Annotated in this window: 14 protein-coding genes and 2 riboswitches; of the genes, 9 read left to right on the top strand and 5 right to left on the bottom strand. The window is 72.1% G+C overall.

The features are described from left to right. Positions 1-103 precede the first annotated feature (103 nt). Positions 104-592: a MarR family winged helix-turn-helix transcriptional regulator gene (locus H9L21_RS13640; RefSeq protein WP_154596459.1), complete on the top strand. Its 489-nt coding sequence runs from the start codon at positions 104-106 to the stop codon at positions 590-592. Between the two features lie 65 nt (positions 593-657). On the opposite strand, the gene H9L21_RS13635 is transcribed toward H9L21_RS13640, so the two are convergent. Both H9L21_RS13635 and H9L21_RS13630 read right to left on the bottom strand, forming a co-directional pair. Then, positions 658-1,467, bottom strand: coding sequence for a hypothetical protein (locus tag H9L21_RS13635; RefSeq protein WP_154596460.1), 810 nt, complete (start codon positions 1,465-1,467; stop codon positions 658-660). A 104-nt stretch (positions 1,468-1,571) separates the two neighbouring features. Then, the gene (locus tag H9L21_RS13630) at positions 1,572-3,464 is read right to left on the bottom strand and encodes an acyl-CoA dehydrogenase family protein (protein ID WP_154596461.1); all 1,893 of its coding nucleotides are present in this window, start codon (positions 3,462-3,464) and stop codon (positions 1,572-1,574) included. A gap of 59 nt (positions 3,465-3,523) precedes the next feature. On the opposite strand from H9L21_RS13630, the gene H9L21_RS13625 reads away from it, so the two are divergent. The 8 genes from H9L21_RS13625 to H9L21_RS13590 all read left to right on the top strand — a co-directional run bounded on the left by H9L21_RS13625 (position 3,524) and on the right by H9L21_RS13590 (position 11,894). After that, entirely contained in the window at positions 3,524-4,297 is a 774-nt protein-coding gene (locus tag H9L21_RS13625) for an endo alpha-1,4 polygalactosaminidase (RefSeq protein ID WP_154596462.1), read from the top strand. Beyond that, positions 4,293-4,430, top strand: a riboswitch (cobalamin riboswitch). Its footprint overlaps the gene before it by 5 nt. Positions 4,431-4,500: 70 nt before the next feature. Further along, positions 4,501-6,057: a prenyltransferase/squalene oxidase repeat-containing protein gene (locus tag H9L21_RS13620; RefSeq protein ID WP_154596463.1), complete on the top strand. Its 1,557-nt coding sequence runs from the start codon at positions 4,501-4,503 to the stop codon at positions 6,055-6,057. Further along, positions 6,054-6,911, top strand: a complete 858-nt coding sequence (locus H9L21_RS13615; RefSeq protein ID WP_154596464.1) for a hypothetical protein — start codon at positions 6,054-6,056, stop codon at positions 6,909-6,911. The genes H9L21_RS13620 and H9L21_RS13615 overlap by 4 nt, the downstream gene beginning before the upstream one ends. A gap of 49 nt (positions 6,912-6,960) precedes the next feature. After that, positions 6,961-7,040: riboswitch (cobalamin riboswitch) on the top strand. A gap of 92 nt (positions 7,041-7,132) precedes the next feature. Further along, positions 7,133-8,278 carry a CbiQ family ECF transporter T component gene (locus H9L21_RS13610; protein WP_154596465.1) on the top strand — a complete coding sequence of 382 codons (1,146 nt, stop codon included), beginning with the start codon at positions 7,133-7,135 and terminating at the stop codon, positions 8,276-8,278. Then, positions 8,275-9,876 (top strand): ABC transporter ATP-binding protein, encoded by a 1,602-nt coding sequence (locus tag H9L21_RS13605; RefSeq protein WP_154596466.1) that lies wholly within the window; start codon positions 8,275-8,277, stop codon positions 9,874-9,876. Before H9L21_RS13610 ends, H9L21_RS13605 begins: the two co-directional genes overlap by 4 nt. After that, positions 9,873-10,688, top strand: a complete 816-nt coding sequence (locus H9L21_RS13600) for an ECF transporter S component (protein ID WP_255467068.1) — start codon at positions 9,873-9,875, stop codon at positions 10,686-10,688. Before H9L21_RS13605 ends, H9L21_RS13600 begins: the two co-directional genes overlap by 4 nt. Then, a complete protein-coding gene (locus H9L21_RS13595; protein ID WP_154596467.1) occupies positions 10,685-11,311 on the top strand; it encodes a hypothetical protein in 627 nt (208 codons plus the stop codon). Before H9L21_RS13600 ends, H9L21_RS13595 begins: the two co-directional genes overlap by 4 nt. Positions 11,312-11,363: 52 nt before the next feature. Then, entirely contained in the window at positions 11,364-11,894 is a 531-nt protein-coding gene (locus tag H9L21_RS13590) for a bifunctional adenosylcobinamide kinase/adenosylcobinamide-phosphate guanylyltransferase (protein WP_154596468.1), read from the top strand. A gap of 7 nt (positions 11,895-11,901) precedes the next feature. Here H9L21_RS13590 and H9L21_RS13585 read toward each other — a convergent pair whose 3' ends face one another. Genes H9L21_RS13585 through cobT form a run of 3 tightly spaced genes read right to left on the bottom strand, consistent with a single transcriptional unit; the run spans position 11,902 to position 14,296 of the window. Beyond that, positions 11,902-12,504, bottom strand: coding sequence for a DNA-3-methyladenine glycosylase I (locus tag H9L21_RS13585; protein ID WP_154596469.1), 603 nt, complete (start codon positions 12,502-12,504; stop codon positions 11,902-11,904). After that, positions 12,501-13,280, bottom strand: a complete 780-nt coding sequence (locus H9L21_RS13580) for an adenosylcobinamide-GDP ribazoletransferase (RefSeq protein WP_154596470.1) — start codon at positions 13,278-13,280, stop codon at positions 12,501-12,503. Before H9L21_RS13580 ends, H9L21_RS13585 begins: the two co-directional genes overlap by 4 nt. Next, positions 13,277-14,296, bottom strand: coding sequence for a nicotinate-nucleotide--dimethylbenzimidazole phosphoribosyltransferase (cobT, locus tag H9L21_RS13575; protein WP_154596471.1), 1,020 nt, complete (start codon positions 14,294-14,296; stop codon positions 13,277-13,279). Before cobT ends, H9L21_RS13580 begins: the two co-directional genes overlap by 4 nt. Positions 14,297-14,341: the final 45 nt, after the last annotated feature.

The raw sequence follows: 14,341 nt of genomic DNA, 5'->3' as shown, positions 1-14,341 counted from the left end.
AAGAGCGTGACTAGGTAAGGCTACGCTAATCTCATCTGCGAGGTGAACGTGCGGTGCGCCACACGTCGGCGGGCGCATCCGGGCCGATCGCTACGGTGGGGCCATGGCCGGACTGGACTTCGATCCCATCGAGCGCGCGGCGCAGCTGTGGGCCGAGCGGATCGGGGACGCGACGTCGATGCGACTGGCCACGTCGATCATGCGGGTCCACCAGCTCCTGGCCTCGCGGCTCGACGCGGCGCTGCGGCCGTTCGGCATCACGTTCGCCCGGTACGAGGTGCTGCGGCTGCTCTCGTTCAGCTCGTCCGGCTCGTTGCCGTTGTCGAAGATCGGCGAGCGGCTGATGGTGCACCCGACCTCGGTCACCAACGTGATCGACCGGCTCGTCGCCGACGGGCTCGTCGATCGTCGCATCGACCCGAGCGACCGGCGCCGCGCACTGGCCTCGCTCACCGACGCCGGTCGGCAGGTGCTGGACGACGCGACGCAGGCCTTGGTCGCGATGGACTTCGGCCTCGACGAGATCAGTCCGGGCGACCAGACCACGATCCACGAGTTGCTCACGCCCCTGCGCCGCGGCGACTGGACCTGACGCCGGCCGCAAACGCGAAGCGCCGGCCCACCCGAAGGTGGACCGGCGCAGGGGCGGTGACTGGGTCAGAACTTGGCCGTCGCGTGCGTGCGCGCGCCCTCGATCGTCGTCGTCGTCTTGTAGTTCAGGCGGTACTTGTACTTCTTCTTGGCCTTGAAGGTGATCTTGCCGTTGCCGGACTTGTTCACCTTGATGTTCTTGAAGTTGCGCCACTTGCCGCCCTTGAGGCGCTGCAGCTTCACCTTGCGGACGGTGGCCAACTTGCCGTTGGGCTGGTAGACACGCCACTTGGTCGCGCGGACCGTCATCTTGGAGCCGCGCTTGCTGTACTTCATCATCAGGCGGTGGTCGAACTGGCGGAGGATGCGGAACTGGTTGCTGTTGGTGGCCCCGCTGACGTTCATGAGGCCGCCGCCGCCCGACGTGTAGACGTTGGCGCGCAGGTTGCGCAGCTGGGCGACGCCGTAGCCGAAGCGCTTGTGCCAGCGCACCGAGCTCGCGTAGGGCGAGAAGGTGACCGGGCCGATCAGGCGGCCGTTGATGTACAGGTCGGCCGTGAAGTCGCGGACCGAGTAACCCGGAGCGACGCTGCCGCCGACGGCGATGCCGGTGGAGACCTCCGCCGCCTTGGCGATGCGGTGGTCCGACGAGTAGCGACGGGCCAGCGTGAAGCTGGTGATCTGGACTGGCGCGGCCTGGGCGGCCGAGACGCCGGACGAGCGCAGCGTGGACTGCGCGGTCGCGGCCGGTGCGGGCTGCGGGACGGCGGTGGCCGCGGAGCCGGACTCCTGGGCCTGGGCCGTGACCGGCGAAGCCAGCGAGATGGTCATGGCGGCTGCCGCGAGCAGCGCGCCCTTGGTGAAGCGTCGGTTCATGGTTCTCCCCGAGATGAGATGGATGGTGCGAGCGACATTCTGGCACGGCGCCGACCGTCGCGCAGGCGGACTGGAGAGTCTCCTCCGGTCGTGTCGCGAAGTTCTCAGTCGAGCATCTCGGCGCCGAGACTCGACTCGGGAACACCGAGCCCGTCGATGAGTGCCAGCGTGTGCGGACGCAGCCGTTCCAGCAGGGCGTTGACCTCGGTCGTGACGGCCTTGGCGCGCGTGTCGCTGATCCGGTTGTGCTCCATGAACCACGCCTTGTCCCGCTCGATCACGGTGAGCGCGTAGAGCGAGCAGACGTCGCGCAGCAGGTCGGCGGCCTCCTCGTCCTCACAGCGTGCGATGCCGGCGGTGAAGGCCTCCAGCACGATGCGGTCGATGTGCACCTGGCCGATCTTCACGACGTGGTCCTGTGCGGCGTTGAACGTCGAGAACGCCTCGCCCTGGTCCTTGCCGGCCCGGCGCAGCCGGCGCGCGGCCGTCTCGATGACGTGCTGCTCGCGGTCCTCGAAGAGGTTGAGCTGGGTACCGCGATCGAGCAGGTTGTGCTCGTCGTCGTTGGAGCGCGCGTCGATCAGGCGCTGGATCAGCTGCGTCGCGGCCGTGCGCTCCTTGACCGTGTCGGCCACGGTGCTGGCCGCGAAGCGCACCATGCCGACGGGGTCCAGGCCGGTGACCTCCTTGGCGTAGGCCGTCAGCAGCTCCTTGGCCACGAGCTGCAGCAGCACGACGTTGTCACCCTCGAACGTGGTGAAGACGTCGCTGTCGGCGCGCAGGGTCGTGAGGCGGTTCGCGGCCAGGTAGCCGGCGCCGCCGCACGCCTCACGGCACTCCTGGATGGCCCTGCTCGCGAACGAGGTCTGCGCGGCCTTGAGGCCGGCGGCGCGTCCCTCGAGCTCACGCTGGGCGTGCGCGTCGGGGTCGGCCTCGGTCTGCAACCGGTCCATGCGCGCGACGAGCTGGTTGTGCGCGAACCGGAGGGCGTACGCCTCCGCGATCAGCGGCAGCAGGCGGCGCTGGTGCATCCGGTAATCCATCAGCACCGTCTCCTCGCCGGGAACGCCCTCGAACTGGCGACGCTGCAGGGCGTAGCGGCCGGCGATGCTGAGTGCCACCTCGGCGGCGGCTCGCGCCGACCCGCCGACGCTGACGCGGCCGCGGATGAGCGTGCCGATCATGGTGAAGAAGCGCGCGTTGCGGCTCTCGATGGGCGAGGAGTAGACGCCACCCTCGTCGACGTTGCCGTAGCGGTTCAGCAGGTTGTCGCGCGGGATCCGCACCTGGTCGAACATGATGCGGCCGTTGTCGACGCCGCCGAGGCCGCCCTTGTACCCGCAGTCGCTCGTCGTGACGCCGGGCAGGTCGTCGCCGGCCTCGTCGCGGATCGGCACCACGAAGCAGTGCACGCCGTGGTCCTCGCCCAGGGTGATGAGCCGCGCGAACACCGCGGCGACCCGGGCGTGCTTGGCCGCGCCGCCGATGTAGTCCTTGCGCGCCGACGGCGTGGGGGAGTCGATCACGAACTCCTGCGTCGTCGGGTCGTAGGTGGCCGTCGTCTCGAGACTCTGGACGTCGCTGCCGTGGCCGGTCTCGGTCATCGCGAAGCAGCCCAACAGGTCCAGGTTGATGAGGGCCGGGATGTACGCCTCGTGGTGACGCTCGGTGCCCAGGTTCTCGATGGCGCCGCCGAACAGGCCCCACTGGACGCCCGCCTTGACCATGAGCGACAGGTCGAACTGCGCGAGCATCTCGATGCCCGTGACGGCCATGCCGGGGTCGCCGGTGCCGCCGTTCTCGGTGCGGAACCCGGCCGCCGGGATGCCGGTGGGCACGAGCTGCTTCATCTGGTCCAGCACCCGCTCGCGGGCCTCGTCCAGGCCCAGCGAGTGGTCGTACGCCAGGTCCAGCGCCGCCAGCTCCACCCGGCTCTGCTCGCGCACGTGGCGCCACTTGCCGTCGATCGACCGTCGAAGTTCCTCACCGAGACTCATGGCCACAGGCTAGTGGCGAGCGCCCACCGCGACACGGCGAAGAGTGGTACAGGTGAGGCATGACGTTCGTGGTCTCGCTGGCGCTGGCCGTGCTCACCGCGGTCACTCCGATCGCGCTGCCGCCGGCGGGCGGAACGGCCGACTACCAGCTCGGCGGCGCCTACCGGCCCGCGTCCGACGTCGAGATCGTGGTCCGTGATCGCACCGCGAAACCGGCCTCCGGCGTGTACTCGGTCTGTTACGTGAACGCGTTCCAGACGCAGCCGGGCCGCCTCTCGTGGTGGCGGAAGAAGCACCCCGGGCTGTTGTTGCGCGATGGCAAGGGCCGCCTCGTGCGCGACCGCGACTGGCCCGGCGAGGTCCTGCTGGACCTGCGCACGGCGAGGAAGCGCGCCGCCGCGGTGAGGATCGCCCGGAGGTGGTTCGCCGGCTGTGCCGACCGCGGTTTCCGGGCCGTCGAGCCGGACAACCTCGACTCGTGGACCCGCTCGAAGAAGCTGCTGAAGCGCTCGCATGCCCGCGCTCACGCGAGGCTCCTGGTGCGTGCCGCGCACGCCGAGCGCCTCGCGATCGCGCAGAAGAACACGGCCGGACTGAACGGCCGGAGGCTGGGCTTCGACTTCGCCGTGGCCGAGGAGTGCGAGGTGTACCGCGAGTGCGGCCGATACACGCGGATGTACGGCCGCCGGGTGATCGAGGTGGAGTACACCGACAACGGCCGCGAGGCCTTCGCCCGGGCCTGCCGGGCGCGGGGCTCGCGGATCTCGGTCGTGCTGCGTGATCGTGATCTCATCGCCCGTGGGCGGCCCGGGCACGTCTTCCGCACCTGCTAGCGTGCTCGCCACAACCACACATCTTCCGCAGTGTCAGGGGAAGCCGGTGAGAATCCGGCGCTGACCCGCAACCGTGAGATCGGCCATTCCCGGGCCGGCGAGCCGGAGCACCTGCCTGTCGGAACCGACCAATTCGCTGTCGAGGAATACAGCGGGTGGTGCCCTTCGCGGGCTCCTCCCGTTCTGCAGCGGGAAGGAACCCCATGAAGTCACCCGTGCGCCAGCGCGCCCTGATCGCCGTCGCCTCCGGCGCGATCGCCCTCTCGACGGCCGTCGCCGTCACTCCCGCCGCTTCCGCGGCCCCCAACAGCTATGCGTACTCCGCCGCGCGCTGGCTGGACGACCAGCTCACCGGCGGCCTCGTGCACAACCCGAACTGGGGCGGCTTCGACGACTACGGACTGTCGCTCGACGTGTTCTTCGCGTTGAACGAGCTCGGGACGCGGACGGCGACGCAGACCCGCATCGTCGATGCCGTCAGCGCGAAGGTCGCGGACTACACCACCTACGACGACGGGTCGAAGGTCACGTTCTACCCCGGCTCGGGTGGCAAGCTCGCGGTCGCGGTCGAAGCGGTGGGCGGCGATGCCTCCGACGTGAACGGCACCGACTTGGTCGCGCAGATCGAGCGCCTCACCGACGACACCACCGGAGCCATCGATCCCGGCTTGACCTACGGCGGCGTCGGCCAGACCTGGGCCACGCGCGCCCTGGTCGCGGCGGGCAGCGACGAGGCCGACGAGTCCGTGGCGTTCCTGCTGTCGAAGCAGTGCCCGAACGGCTCGTTCCTGCAGAACTACGCCGCCGCCTGCGAGTCCACGATCGAGGTCGACTCGACGGCCTTCGCGACGATCGCCCTCGCCGAAGCGGTGAAGGCCGGCCACACCGGCGTCGCCGACGAGCTCGCGGCCGCGGCGAAGGCGCTGGCGTCGGCACAGGCCGCGGACGGATCGTTCGTCGGGAACGGCACCCCGAACACGAACTCGACCGGTCTGGCGGCGACGGCGCTGCGGCTGGCGGGTCAGACGGGAGCCGCCGGGTCCGCGGCCGCCTGGCTCGTGAAGCACCAGGTGACGGACGCCAAGGCCGAGGACACGGCCCTGGCCAACGAGATCGGCGCGGTCGCGTACGACGCCGCCGCGATGGCGACCGGCGCGGACGAGGGGATCACGGACGAGAGTCGCGACCAGTGGATCCGTGCCACCGCCCAGGCGGCCGCCGGGGTCCAGGCGCAGCTGTCGGCCACGAAGGTCGAGGTGACCCGGTCCGGGACGTTCGTCAGCGCCCGGCGCGCGGCGTCCGTGCGGGCCACGGGACTGCGACCGGGTGAGAAGTACACGGCCACGATCGCCGGGGGCGGCACGGCCCGCGGCACCGTGCCGGCGAACGGCGTCGTGACGGCGTCCGTCGCGACTCCGGCCGGCACCGCCACGCGCACGGTCACCGTCACGGGCTCGCGCGGCAACCGAGCCGGCTCCACGTCGGTCACGGTCCTGGGCGCCCGCAAGCTCGCCGTCGCGAAGGCCAGGAAGAAGGTCAAGCGCGCCAAGGTCCAGAAGGTCGTCGTGCGCGGACTCGCTGCCCGCGAGCCGGTCCGGATCCAGTACCGGGGCAAGGTCGTCAGGCGCGGTGTCGCCTCGGCGCAGGGCACGTACACGTACCGGTTCAAGGTCGGCCGCAAGACCGGCACGGCCAAGGTCGTCGTGCGCGGCGCGTTCACCGATCGCCAGGGTGCGACCTCCTTCCGGGTCGTGAAGTGACGACACGTCTCGTCCGCGCGCTGGCGGCGGCCCTGCTCGGGGTCGCCGCCGGCGTGGCGGGAGGGACCGCGCCCGCCCATGCCGCGGCCTGTGCGCCCGGAACCGGGGTCACGGTCGTCGTCAACGGATCGGTCGGCTGCGATCGTGACGGCGGCGGTCGCGCGTCCGACAACTTCTCCGACGCGGGCCACACCCTGAAGTACGCCTCGCGAGCCCCGGGCTTCGTGTGCCGGGTCGACGGTGCGCCGGCCTCCGACCCCTGCGTCGAGGCATCGCCCAACGACGCCTACTGGGGGTTGTTCTGGTCCGACGGGAAGTCCGGCTCGTGGGTGTACTCCAGCTTGGGTGTCACCTCCCTCAAGGTGCCCACCGGCGGCTCGGTGGCGTTCGTCTTCCAGCGCTCGCAGCGGCGGACCCTGCCGTCGGTCCCTGCGCCGGTCGCGACGGCGAAGGCCCCCGAGCGCCCCGCTCCGTCGGATGCCGGTGCCACGAAGAAGCCGCCGCGTTCGTCGGACGGGGGCACCACGGCGAAGGACGCTCCGGTCGCGAAGTCGCGGCCAGGAGCGACCGCTGCGCCGGGATCGGTCACCACCGTGCCCAGTGCCGCGCCGACGCGAACCCCGACGACTCCCGGCCCGACGGCTTCGCCCTCCGCGACGGCGCCCACCACCGCCACGTCCGCGCCCGGCGACGCGATCGGCGCGGCAGGTGGCGCCGACAGGTCCGTACGGCCGGCGGCCGCCGAGACCGATGCGGCGGGTACCGGGGCCCCCGTGATCGCCGCCGCGATCGCCGTCGGGGTCGTGCTGGCTGCCGCGGCCGGCATCGTCTGGCGCCGTCGGCGGGGAGTCTGAGCCGGGATGGGGGATAGACTCGACCGCGTTGAACCCAGGTCCGGCCCAGGGGAAACCGGTGCGAATCCGGTGCTGTGCCGCAACCGTGAGTTCCGTCGCGCCGAGGCGCGCGGGGCGAGTCGGGAACCCGTGTCGGACCGCCACCACATGTTGTCGCGCAACAACCGGTGGGCGCCGACTCCTCGTGGTCCCCGCCCCCGTGCCGCGGGGAAGGGGACGAGATGACCACGCTCGCCGACCCCGCCGCACCCACCACGGGTCGGTCTCCGGGTCGGCCACGTCGCGAACTGCACCCCGGAGCCTGGTGGCTGTGGGCGCTCGGCCTCGCCGCCGGAGCGTCCTTCACGCTCAATCCCTTCCTGCTCCTGGCGACGGTCGCGATCGCGGGACTCGTGGTGGCGGCATGCCGCGGCGACGCGCCATGGGCCCTGTCGTTCCGGTACTACCTCTACTTCGGACTGCTCATCGTGGTGATGCGGGTGGTCTTCCGCATCGTGCTCGGTGGCGGATCGGCCCCGGACGACCCGGTGCTGTTCCACCTTCCCGAGATCCCGTTGCCCGAGGCGGCGCGCGGGATCCAGCTCCTCGGCGACGTCACCGTCAACGAGGTGCTGGTCGGCCTGTACGACGGGATGCGGCTGGCCGCCCTGATCATCTGCGTCGGCGCCGCGAACTCGCTGGCCAACCCCAAGCGGCTGCTCGCCTCGGCCCCGCCGGCGCTCTATGAGGTCGGCGCCGCCCTGGTCGTGGCCGTCTCGGTGTTCCCGCAGTTGGCCGAGAGCGTCCGCCGGGTCAACCGCGCCCGCAAGCTGCGCGGCGACGCCAGCCGGGGCACGGGCGCGATGCATCGTGTCGTGATCCCGGTGCTGGAGGACGCGCTCGACCGCTCGATGACCCTCGCCGCGGGGATGGACGCACGCGGGTATGGCCGCAGCGGCACGGCGGCTCCGCGCGAGCGGTTCGTCACCGGGGTGCTGATGCTGCTCGGCCTGTTCGGGCTGATCGTCGGCACCTACGGCTACCTCGACGGCGCGGCGCCGCGGGTGCTGTCCTATCCGATGCTGGTCGTCGGGCTCGTCTTCGCCGTGCTGGCCCTGCGGTCCGCGGGCCGGCGGGTCCACCGCACCCGGTACCGGCCCCTGCGGTGGTACGCCGCGGAGTACCTCACGGCGGCGTCCGGGATCGCCGTCGCCGTGGGACTCAAGGTGCTCTCGACCCACCAGGTGGCCGTGCTCTACCCCGATGTCCCGGGGTGGCCGCCGCTGAGCGTGACGTCGCTGCTGGTCGTGGCCATCGCGATCGCGCCGGTCTTCGTGGCCCCGCAGGCCCCCGTCGCCCACGACCAGATCGGCGGTGAGCCCGCATGATCTCCTTCGACGACGTCACCTTCTGGTACGACGGGGCCGACGTGCCCACGCTGGCCGGGGTCGACCTCGAGATCGACGAGGGCGAGCTGGTGCTGGTGTCCGGCCGCACCGGGTCGGGCAAGTCGACCCTGCTGGGGATGCTGAACGGGCTCGTGCCGCACTTCACCGGCGGCACGCTCGCCGGCGACATCCGCATCGACGGCGCGTCGATCGTCGGCCGTCCGCCACGCGAGCTGGCACACCTCGTCGGCTACGTGGCCCAGGACCCGCTCTCGGGATTCGTCGCCGACGTCGTCGAGGAGGAGCTGGCCTACGGCATGGAGCACCTCGGTCTCGATCCGCGGACGATGCGCCGCCGGGTCGAGGAGACGCTCGACCTGCTGGGGATCGCGGACCTGCGCCGGCGGTCGGTGCGGTCCCTGTCCGGTGGTCAGCAGCAGCGGGTCGCCATCGGATCGGTCCTGACGATGCACCCCCGCGTGCTGGTGCTGGACGAGCCCACGTCGGCGCTCGACCCCACCGCGGCCGAGGACGTCCTGGCGACCATCGCCCGCCTCGTCGACGATCTGGCCCTCACCGTGGTCGTCGCCGAGCACCGGATGGAGCGGGTCGTTCCCTTCGCCGACCGGCTGGCGGTGGTCGAGGACGGCCGGGTCCGCATCGGCGAGCCGGCCGAGCTGTTGGTCGACGCCCCGGTGGCGCCACCGTTGGTGCACCTGGGACGGCTGGCCGGATGGCGTCCGCTGCCGCTGTCGGTGCGCGAGGCCCGGCGCCGGGTCAAGCCACTGGCCGAGCGGCTCGGGTCGCCGCCACGGCCGCACACCCCCGAGCGTCCGCCGGCGCTGGAGGCACGGGGCATCACGGTCCGCTACGGCCACTTCGCCGCCGTCGACGACGTCGACCTGAGGGTCGGGCACGGCGAGGTCGTGGCGCTCATGGGGCGCAACGGCTCGGGCAAGAGCTCGCTGCTGTGGGCCGTGCAGGGCACCGGCGACCGGACCTCCGGAGTCGTCGACGTCGACGGGGTCGACCCCGGCGACGTCCGTCCGGTCGAGGCCCGGATGCTCGTCGGGCTCGTGCCCCAGACCGCCGCGGACCTGCTCTACCTCGAAACGGTCGACCGCGAGTGCGCCGCCGCCGACGACCAGGCGGGCGTCGCCCCGGGAACGTGCCGAGGTCTGCTGGACCGCCTGGCGCCGGGCATCGTGGGACACCGTCACCCGCGCGACCTGTCGGAGGGTCAGAAGCTGGCTCTCGTGCTGGCCGTCGTGCTGACCGCCCAGCCCGCGGTCGTGGCGCTCGACGAGCCCACGCGCGGTCTGGACTACCCGGGCAAGGCGGCGCTGGCCCGCATCCTGCACGACCTCGCCGCCGACGGGCACGGCATCGTCGTGTCCAGTCATGACGTCGAGTTCGTCGCGACGGTGGCCGACACGGTCGTCGTCCTGGCGGACGGCGAGGTCGTGTCGTCGGGCCCGGTGCGCGAGGTGCTGGCCGAGTCGCCGGCGTTCGCGCCGCAGGTCTCCAAGGTGCTCGGTCACGACTGGCTCACGGTCGACGAGGTCGCGGCCCGGCTGCCGTCGGAGGTGGTCCGGTGAGCGCGCCCCGGACCCGTGTCGCCGTCCCGGTGACCCTGCGCTCGGCGTTGGTCCTGACGGCCGCGAGCATCGCCGGTCTGGTCATGCTGCTGTGGCCGCTGATCATCTCGCCGGCTGCCGGTGAGACGCGCGTCGACCAGCCGTTCCTGTTCATGGCTCTCATGCCCGTCGTGGTCCTGGTCGTGATCGCCGAGCTCTCCGAGGGCGGTCTGGACTCCAAGGCGCTGGCGATGCTGGGGGTGCTGAGCGCGATCAACGCGGCCGTGCGACCGCTGGGCGCGGGCGTGGCGGGCGTCGAGCTGGTCTTCTTCCTGCTGATCCTCGGCGGACGCGTCTTCGGCGCCGGCTTCGGTTTCGTCCTGGGCTGCACGAGCCTGTTCGCCTCGGCGCTGTTGACCTCCGGCGTGGGGCCCTGGCTGCCGTTCCAGATGCTGTGTGCCGCGTGGGTGGGGATGGGTGCCGGCCTGCTGCCGCGCCGTGTCACCGGCCGCGCCGAGATCGCGATGCTCGCCGGGTACGCGATCATCGCGGCCTACGGGTTCGGACTGCTGATGAACCTCTCGTCGTGGCCCTTCACGCTCGGCATCGCGATCCCCGGTGCCGAGGACTCGCTGTCGATGGTCCCGGGCGACCCGGTCCTCGACAACCTGCACCGCTTCCTCGTCTTCACCCTGCTGACGTCGTTCTGGGGCTGGGACCTGGGCCGCGCGATCACGAACGTGCTGTTGATCGTGACGCTGGGCCCGGCCGTCCTGGCCACCTTGAGGCGTGCCGCCCGGCGCGCCCGCTACCTCCCGAAGGAGCCTTCGTGAAGTCCTGGTTCGCCCGCCTCGCCGCCCTCCTGCTCCTCGCCGCAGCCGTCGCGGTCGTGCCGACAGCTGCGACCGCGCACGAGTCCTGCGAGTCCGACGAGGACGTGCCGATCGTCCTGGAGTTCGGTGCGCTCGACGGCAAGGACCGGATCCTGTGCGCGCAGCACGCCGCGGGGCAGACCGGCCTGAAGGCGCTGACCGACGCCGGCGTCGAGGTCCAGGACACCGCGGGCTCGCCGCCGATGGTGTGCCGGATCGACGGTCAGCCCACGCCCGCCCAGGAGAAGTGCGGCAACGCGCTCAACGGCCCGGGCTACTGGGCGTTCATGGTGGCGAAGGAGGGCCAGGACTGGGACTACGCCTCGGTCGGCCTGCAGGAGTACGAGCTGGCCGCGGGTGACTTCGTCGCCCTGAAGTACCAGCAGATGTCCGACGGCGAGAAGGTCGAGGTGAACGCCGCCGCCGATGCGCAGACGCGGGAGGCGGCGGTCGTGGCGGACCACGGCGAGAAGGCCTCCGACGAGTCGCCCACGGCCGTGACGACCGTGCTGCCGATCGCGATCGGCGCGGTCTTCCTGGTGGCCGTCGCCGCCTTCGTCGTCGCCCGTCGCCGGCGTCCGTGACCCCGGCCGACGGATCGGGACGCGTGGTCTCCGGCGGGGCTAGGCTGCGGTGATGAGGACCCTGATCACCGGTGGTGTGCGCTCCGGCAAGTCGTTCCAGGCCGAGTCGTTGGTCGTCGGCGCGCCCGACGTCACGTACGTCGCCCCCGGCCCGCCGCCGGACCCCGAGTTCGACCCCGACTGGGCGGCGCGGGTCCAAGCACATCGTGAGCGTCGTCCCGAGCACTGGAAGACGGTCGAGACCGCCGATCTCGAGCAGGCGATCGCGATGGCCGACACCCCGGTGATCATCGACTGCCTCGGCACCTGGGTCACCGCGTTGATCGACGAGCTCGACGGCTGGGACAAGACGCTCGACGAGTGGGAGCCGCTGCTGTGGAAGCGGGTCGAGGACGCGATCCTGGCGATGACCGCCCATGCCGAGGACGTCGTCGTGGTGACCAACGAGGTCGGGTGGGGCGTCGTTCCCGAGACCCGCTCGGGCCGGTTGTTCCGTGATCTGCTCGGCACGGTCAACCAGCGGTTCGCCGACGACTGCGACGAGGTGCTGCTCGTGGTCTCGGGTCGCGTCCTGCGGCTCTGACCTCGGGTCAGGACGGGCGCACGAAGGCGTCGCGGGCGGCGTCGACCCGCGCCCGGACGACGCAGTCGTGGGTGTGGTCGTTGATCAGCCCCATGGCCTCCATGAACGAGAAGACCGTCGTGGGGCCGACGAACTTCCAGCCGCGCTTCTTGAGGTCCTTCGACATCGCGATGGCCGTCGGCGAGGTGGTCAGCGACTGGGGCACGGGCACCTCGGCGGGGTCCGGCTCGTGCCGCCAGACGTACGCCGCCAGTGAGCCCTCGGTCTCGATCAGCTCCAGGGCGCGGGCGGCGTTGTTGATCGTGGCCTCGATCTTGCCCCGGTGGCGGACGATGCCCGCGTCCTGCAGCAGGCCGGCGACGTCGGACTCGTCGTAGCCGGCGACCGTCTCGAGGTCGAACCCGGCGAACGCGGCGCGGAAGTTCTCGCGCTTGTCCAAGATGGTGCGCCACGACAGCCCGGACTGGAAGCCCTCGAGACAGAACTTCTCGAACAGCCGCACGTCGTCGTCGACCGGGAAGCCCCACTCGGTGTCGTGGTACTCGACGAATCCGGGCGCGCCGCCGGCCCAGTCGCAGCGCGGTGCGCCGTCCGGTCCGATGAAGGTCATCCGACGACCGCCGAGAACCCGACCAGCAGGACCACGAGGGCGATCTCGACGCTCGCGCCCACGGCGTCGCCGATGATGCCGCCGAGGCGGCGGACGACGTGCGTCACGACGGCGAAGACGGCCACCAGTGTCACCACGGCGGTGACCAGCCCGTGTGCCATGGGGGCAGCCGTGAGGCCGGTGGTCGCCACGGCGATCGCGGCGACGAGCAGCCAGACGACGACGAGGACCAGCGGGTGCACGCTGCCGGCGAAGGTGGCGCCCATGCCGTCCTGACGGGCTGCCGGGACGCCCCGCCGCAGGCCCACCGTGGCGCCGGCGCGCGCGAGGCACCACAGGACGCCGACCGCCGCAGGTCCCCACGGCCAGCAGGCGGCGACGAAGCCGGCCGAGGCGGCCTGGACGAGCAGGACGAGGACGAGGGTGGCCGCGCCGGCCGGTCCGACGTCGCCGGTGCGGGCGACCGTCAGGGCTCGATCACGGTCGTAGGAGGACGCCAGCGCGTCCGCCGTGTCCGCCAGTCCGTCCAGGTGGAACCCGCGCGTGGCCCAGGCGCCCGCGCCGATGGCGAGTGCTCCGACGACGACCGGCTCCAGTCCCAGCTCGCGCGCGCCCCACGCCACGAGAGCGACGAACACGCCCACCGGCAGCACCGCGAGGGGAGCGATCGCGACGGCGATGCCGGCCGTCTCGCGGTCGACGCGACGCGGCGCCGGGACCGGGACGGCGCTGAACGTGCCCGCGGAGAGGCGGACGGCGTCGGAGAACCGGCTCACATCAACTCGTCCAGGAGAGCCATCTGGGACAGCAGGAGCGCGGCCGAGCGCAGGAGGGGAACAGCGGCCACGGCGCCCGAGCCCTCGCCCAGGCGCATGTCGACGTCGACCAGCGGTGAGAGGCCGAGGGCCTCGAGGGCGCGCCACTGCGCCTTCTCGGTCGACCGGTGGCCCGCGGCCATCCAGGCCGTGGCGCCGGGGCTGAGCCGCTCGGCCACCGTTGCGGCGGCCACGGAGATCACGCCGTCCAGCAGCACCGGCACGCCTGCCTCGGCGGCGGCCGCGATGAAGGCCGCGTGCGCGGCGAGGTCGGGGCTGCCGATCGCGGTCAGCAACTCGACGGGATCGGACACCCGGTCGCCGGCTCGCTCCAGCGCCGTCGCGACGACGTCCGTCTTCAGCGCGAGTCCGGCGTCGTCGATGCCGGTGCCGCGTCCGACGACCTCGTCGGCCGGGAGGCCCAAGGCCGCGGCGATCAGGGCGACGGCGGGGGTCGTGTTGCCGATACCCATGTCGCCGCCGATCAGCAGGTCGGCGCCGGCCGCGATCTCCTGCTCGGCGATCCGACGGCCGGCGTCGATGGCCCGGCGGGTCTCGTCCGCGGTCATCGCGTCGGCGAGGTGGATCGGCTCGGTCCCACGGCGCACCTTGAACTCGCCGAGGGCGGGATCGAGGTCGGGGAAGTCGCCGTCGACGCCCAGGTCCAGCACGCGCAGCGTCACGTCGTGCTGGCGGGCCAGCACCGAGACGCCGGCGACGCCGCTCACGAACGCGCGCACCATCGCGCCGGTGATGGCCGCCGGGTAGGCCGAGACCCCGTGGGAGGCGACACCGTGGTCGCCCGCGAACACCACGGCTCGCACGTGCGACGGGGGAGCGGGCGTCGTCTCGCCGCGCACCGAGGACCACCACACGGCGACCTCCCCGAGTCGGCCCAGGGCGCCGGCCGGGATGGCGAGCCCGGCGAGGCGGTCACGAGCAGCGTCCCGAGCGGTCGGGGAGGGTGGCGTGATCATGCGCCCAGTGTCCCGCGCCGCTCGTGGATCCCGGGGTGTGGGGCC

The organism is Aeromicrobium senzhongii, from assembly GCF_014334735.1.
In the GTDB taxonomy this organism is placed as follows: Bacteria; Actinomycetota; Actinomycetes; order Propionibacteriales; family Nocardioidaceae; genus Aeromicrobium; species Aeromicrobium senzhongii.
This window is presented reverse-complemented; position numbering and strand designations above follow the sequence as displayed.

Bases quoted from the DNA above. Each gene is read 5' to 3' on its own strand.
- H9L21_RS13585 (WP_154596469.1), bottom strand. From the start codon at position 12,504: ATGACCTTCATCGGACCGGACGGCGCACCGCGCTGCGACTGGGCCGGC.
- H9L21_RS13630 (WP_154596461.1), bottom strand. From the start codon at position 3,464: ATGAGTCTCGGTGAGGAACTTCGACGGTCGATCGACGGCAAGTGGCGC.
- H9L21_RS13610 (WP_154596465.1), top strand. From the start codon at position 7,133: ATGACCACGCTCGCCGACCCCGCCGCACCCACCACGGGTCGGTCTCCG.
- cobT (WP_154596471.1), bottom strand. From the start codon at position 14,296: ATGATCACGCCACCCTCCCCGACCGCTCGGGACGCTGCTCGTGACCGC.
- H9L21_RS13605 (WP_154596466.1), top strand. From the start codon at position 8,275: ATGATCTCCTTCGACGACGTCACCTTCTGGTACGACGGGGCCGACGTG.
- H9L21_RS13640 (WP_154596459.1), top strand. From the start codon at position 104: ATGGCCGGACTGGACTTCGATCCCATCGAGCGCGCGGCGCAGCTGTGG.
- H9L21_RS13625 (WP_154596462.1), top strand. From the start codon at position 3,524: ATGACGTTCGTGGTCTCGCTGGCGCTGGCCGTGCTCACCGCGGTCACT.
- H9L21_RS13590 (WP_154596468.1), top strand. From the start codon at position 11,364: ATGAGGACCCTGATCACCGGTGGTGTGCGCTCCGGCAAGTCGTTCCAG.
- H9L21_RS13620 (WP_154596463.1), top strand. From the start codon at position 4,501: ATGAAGTCACCCGTGCGCCAGCGCGCCCTGATCGCCGTCGCCTCCGGC.
- H9L21_RS13635 (WP_154596460.1), bottom strand. From the start codon at position 1,467: ATGAACCGACGCTTCACCAAGGGCGCGCTGCTCGCGGCAGCCGCCATG.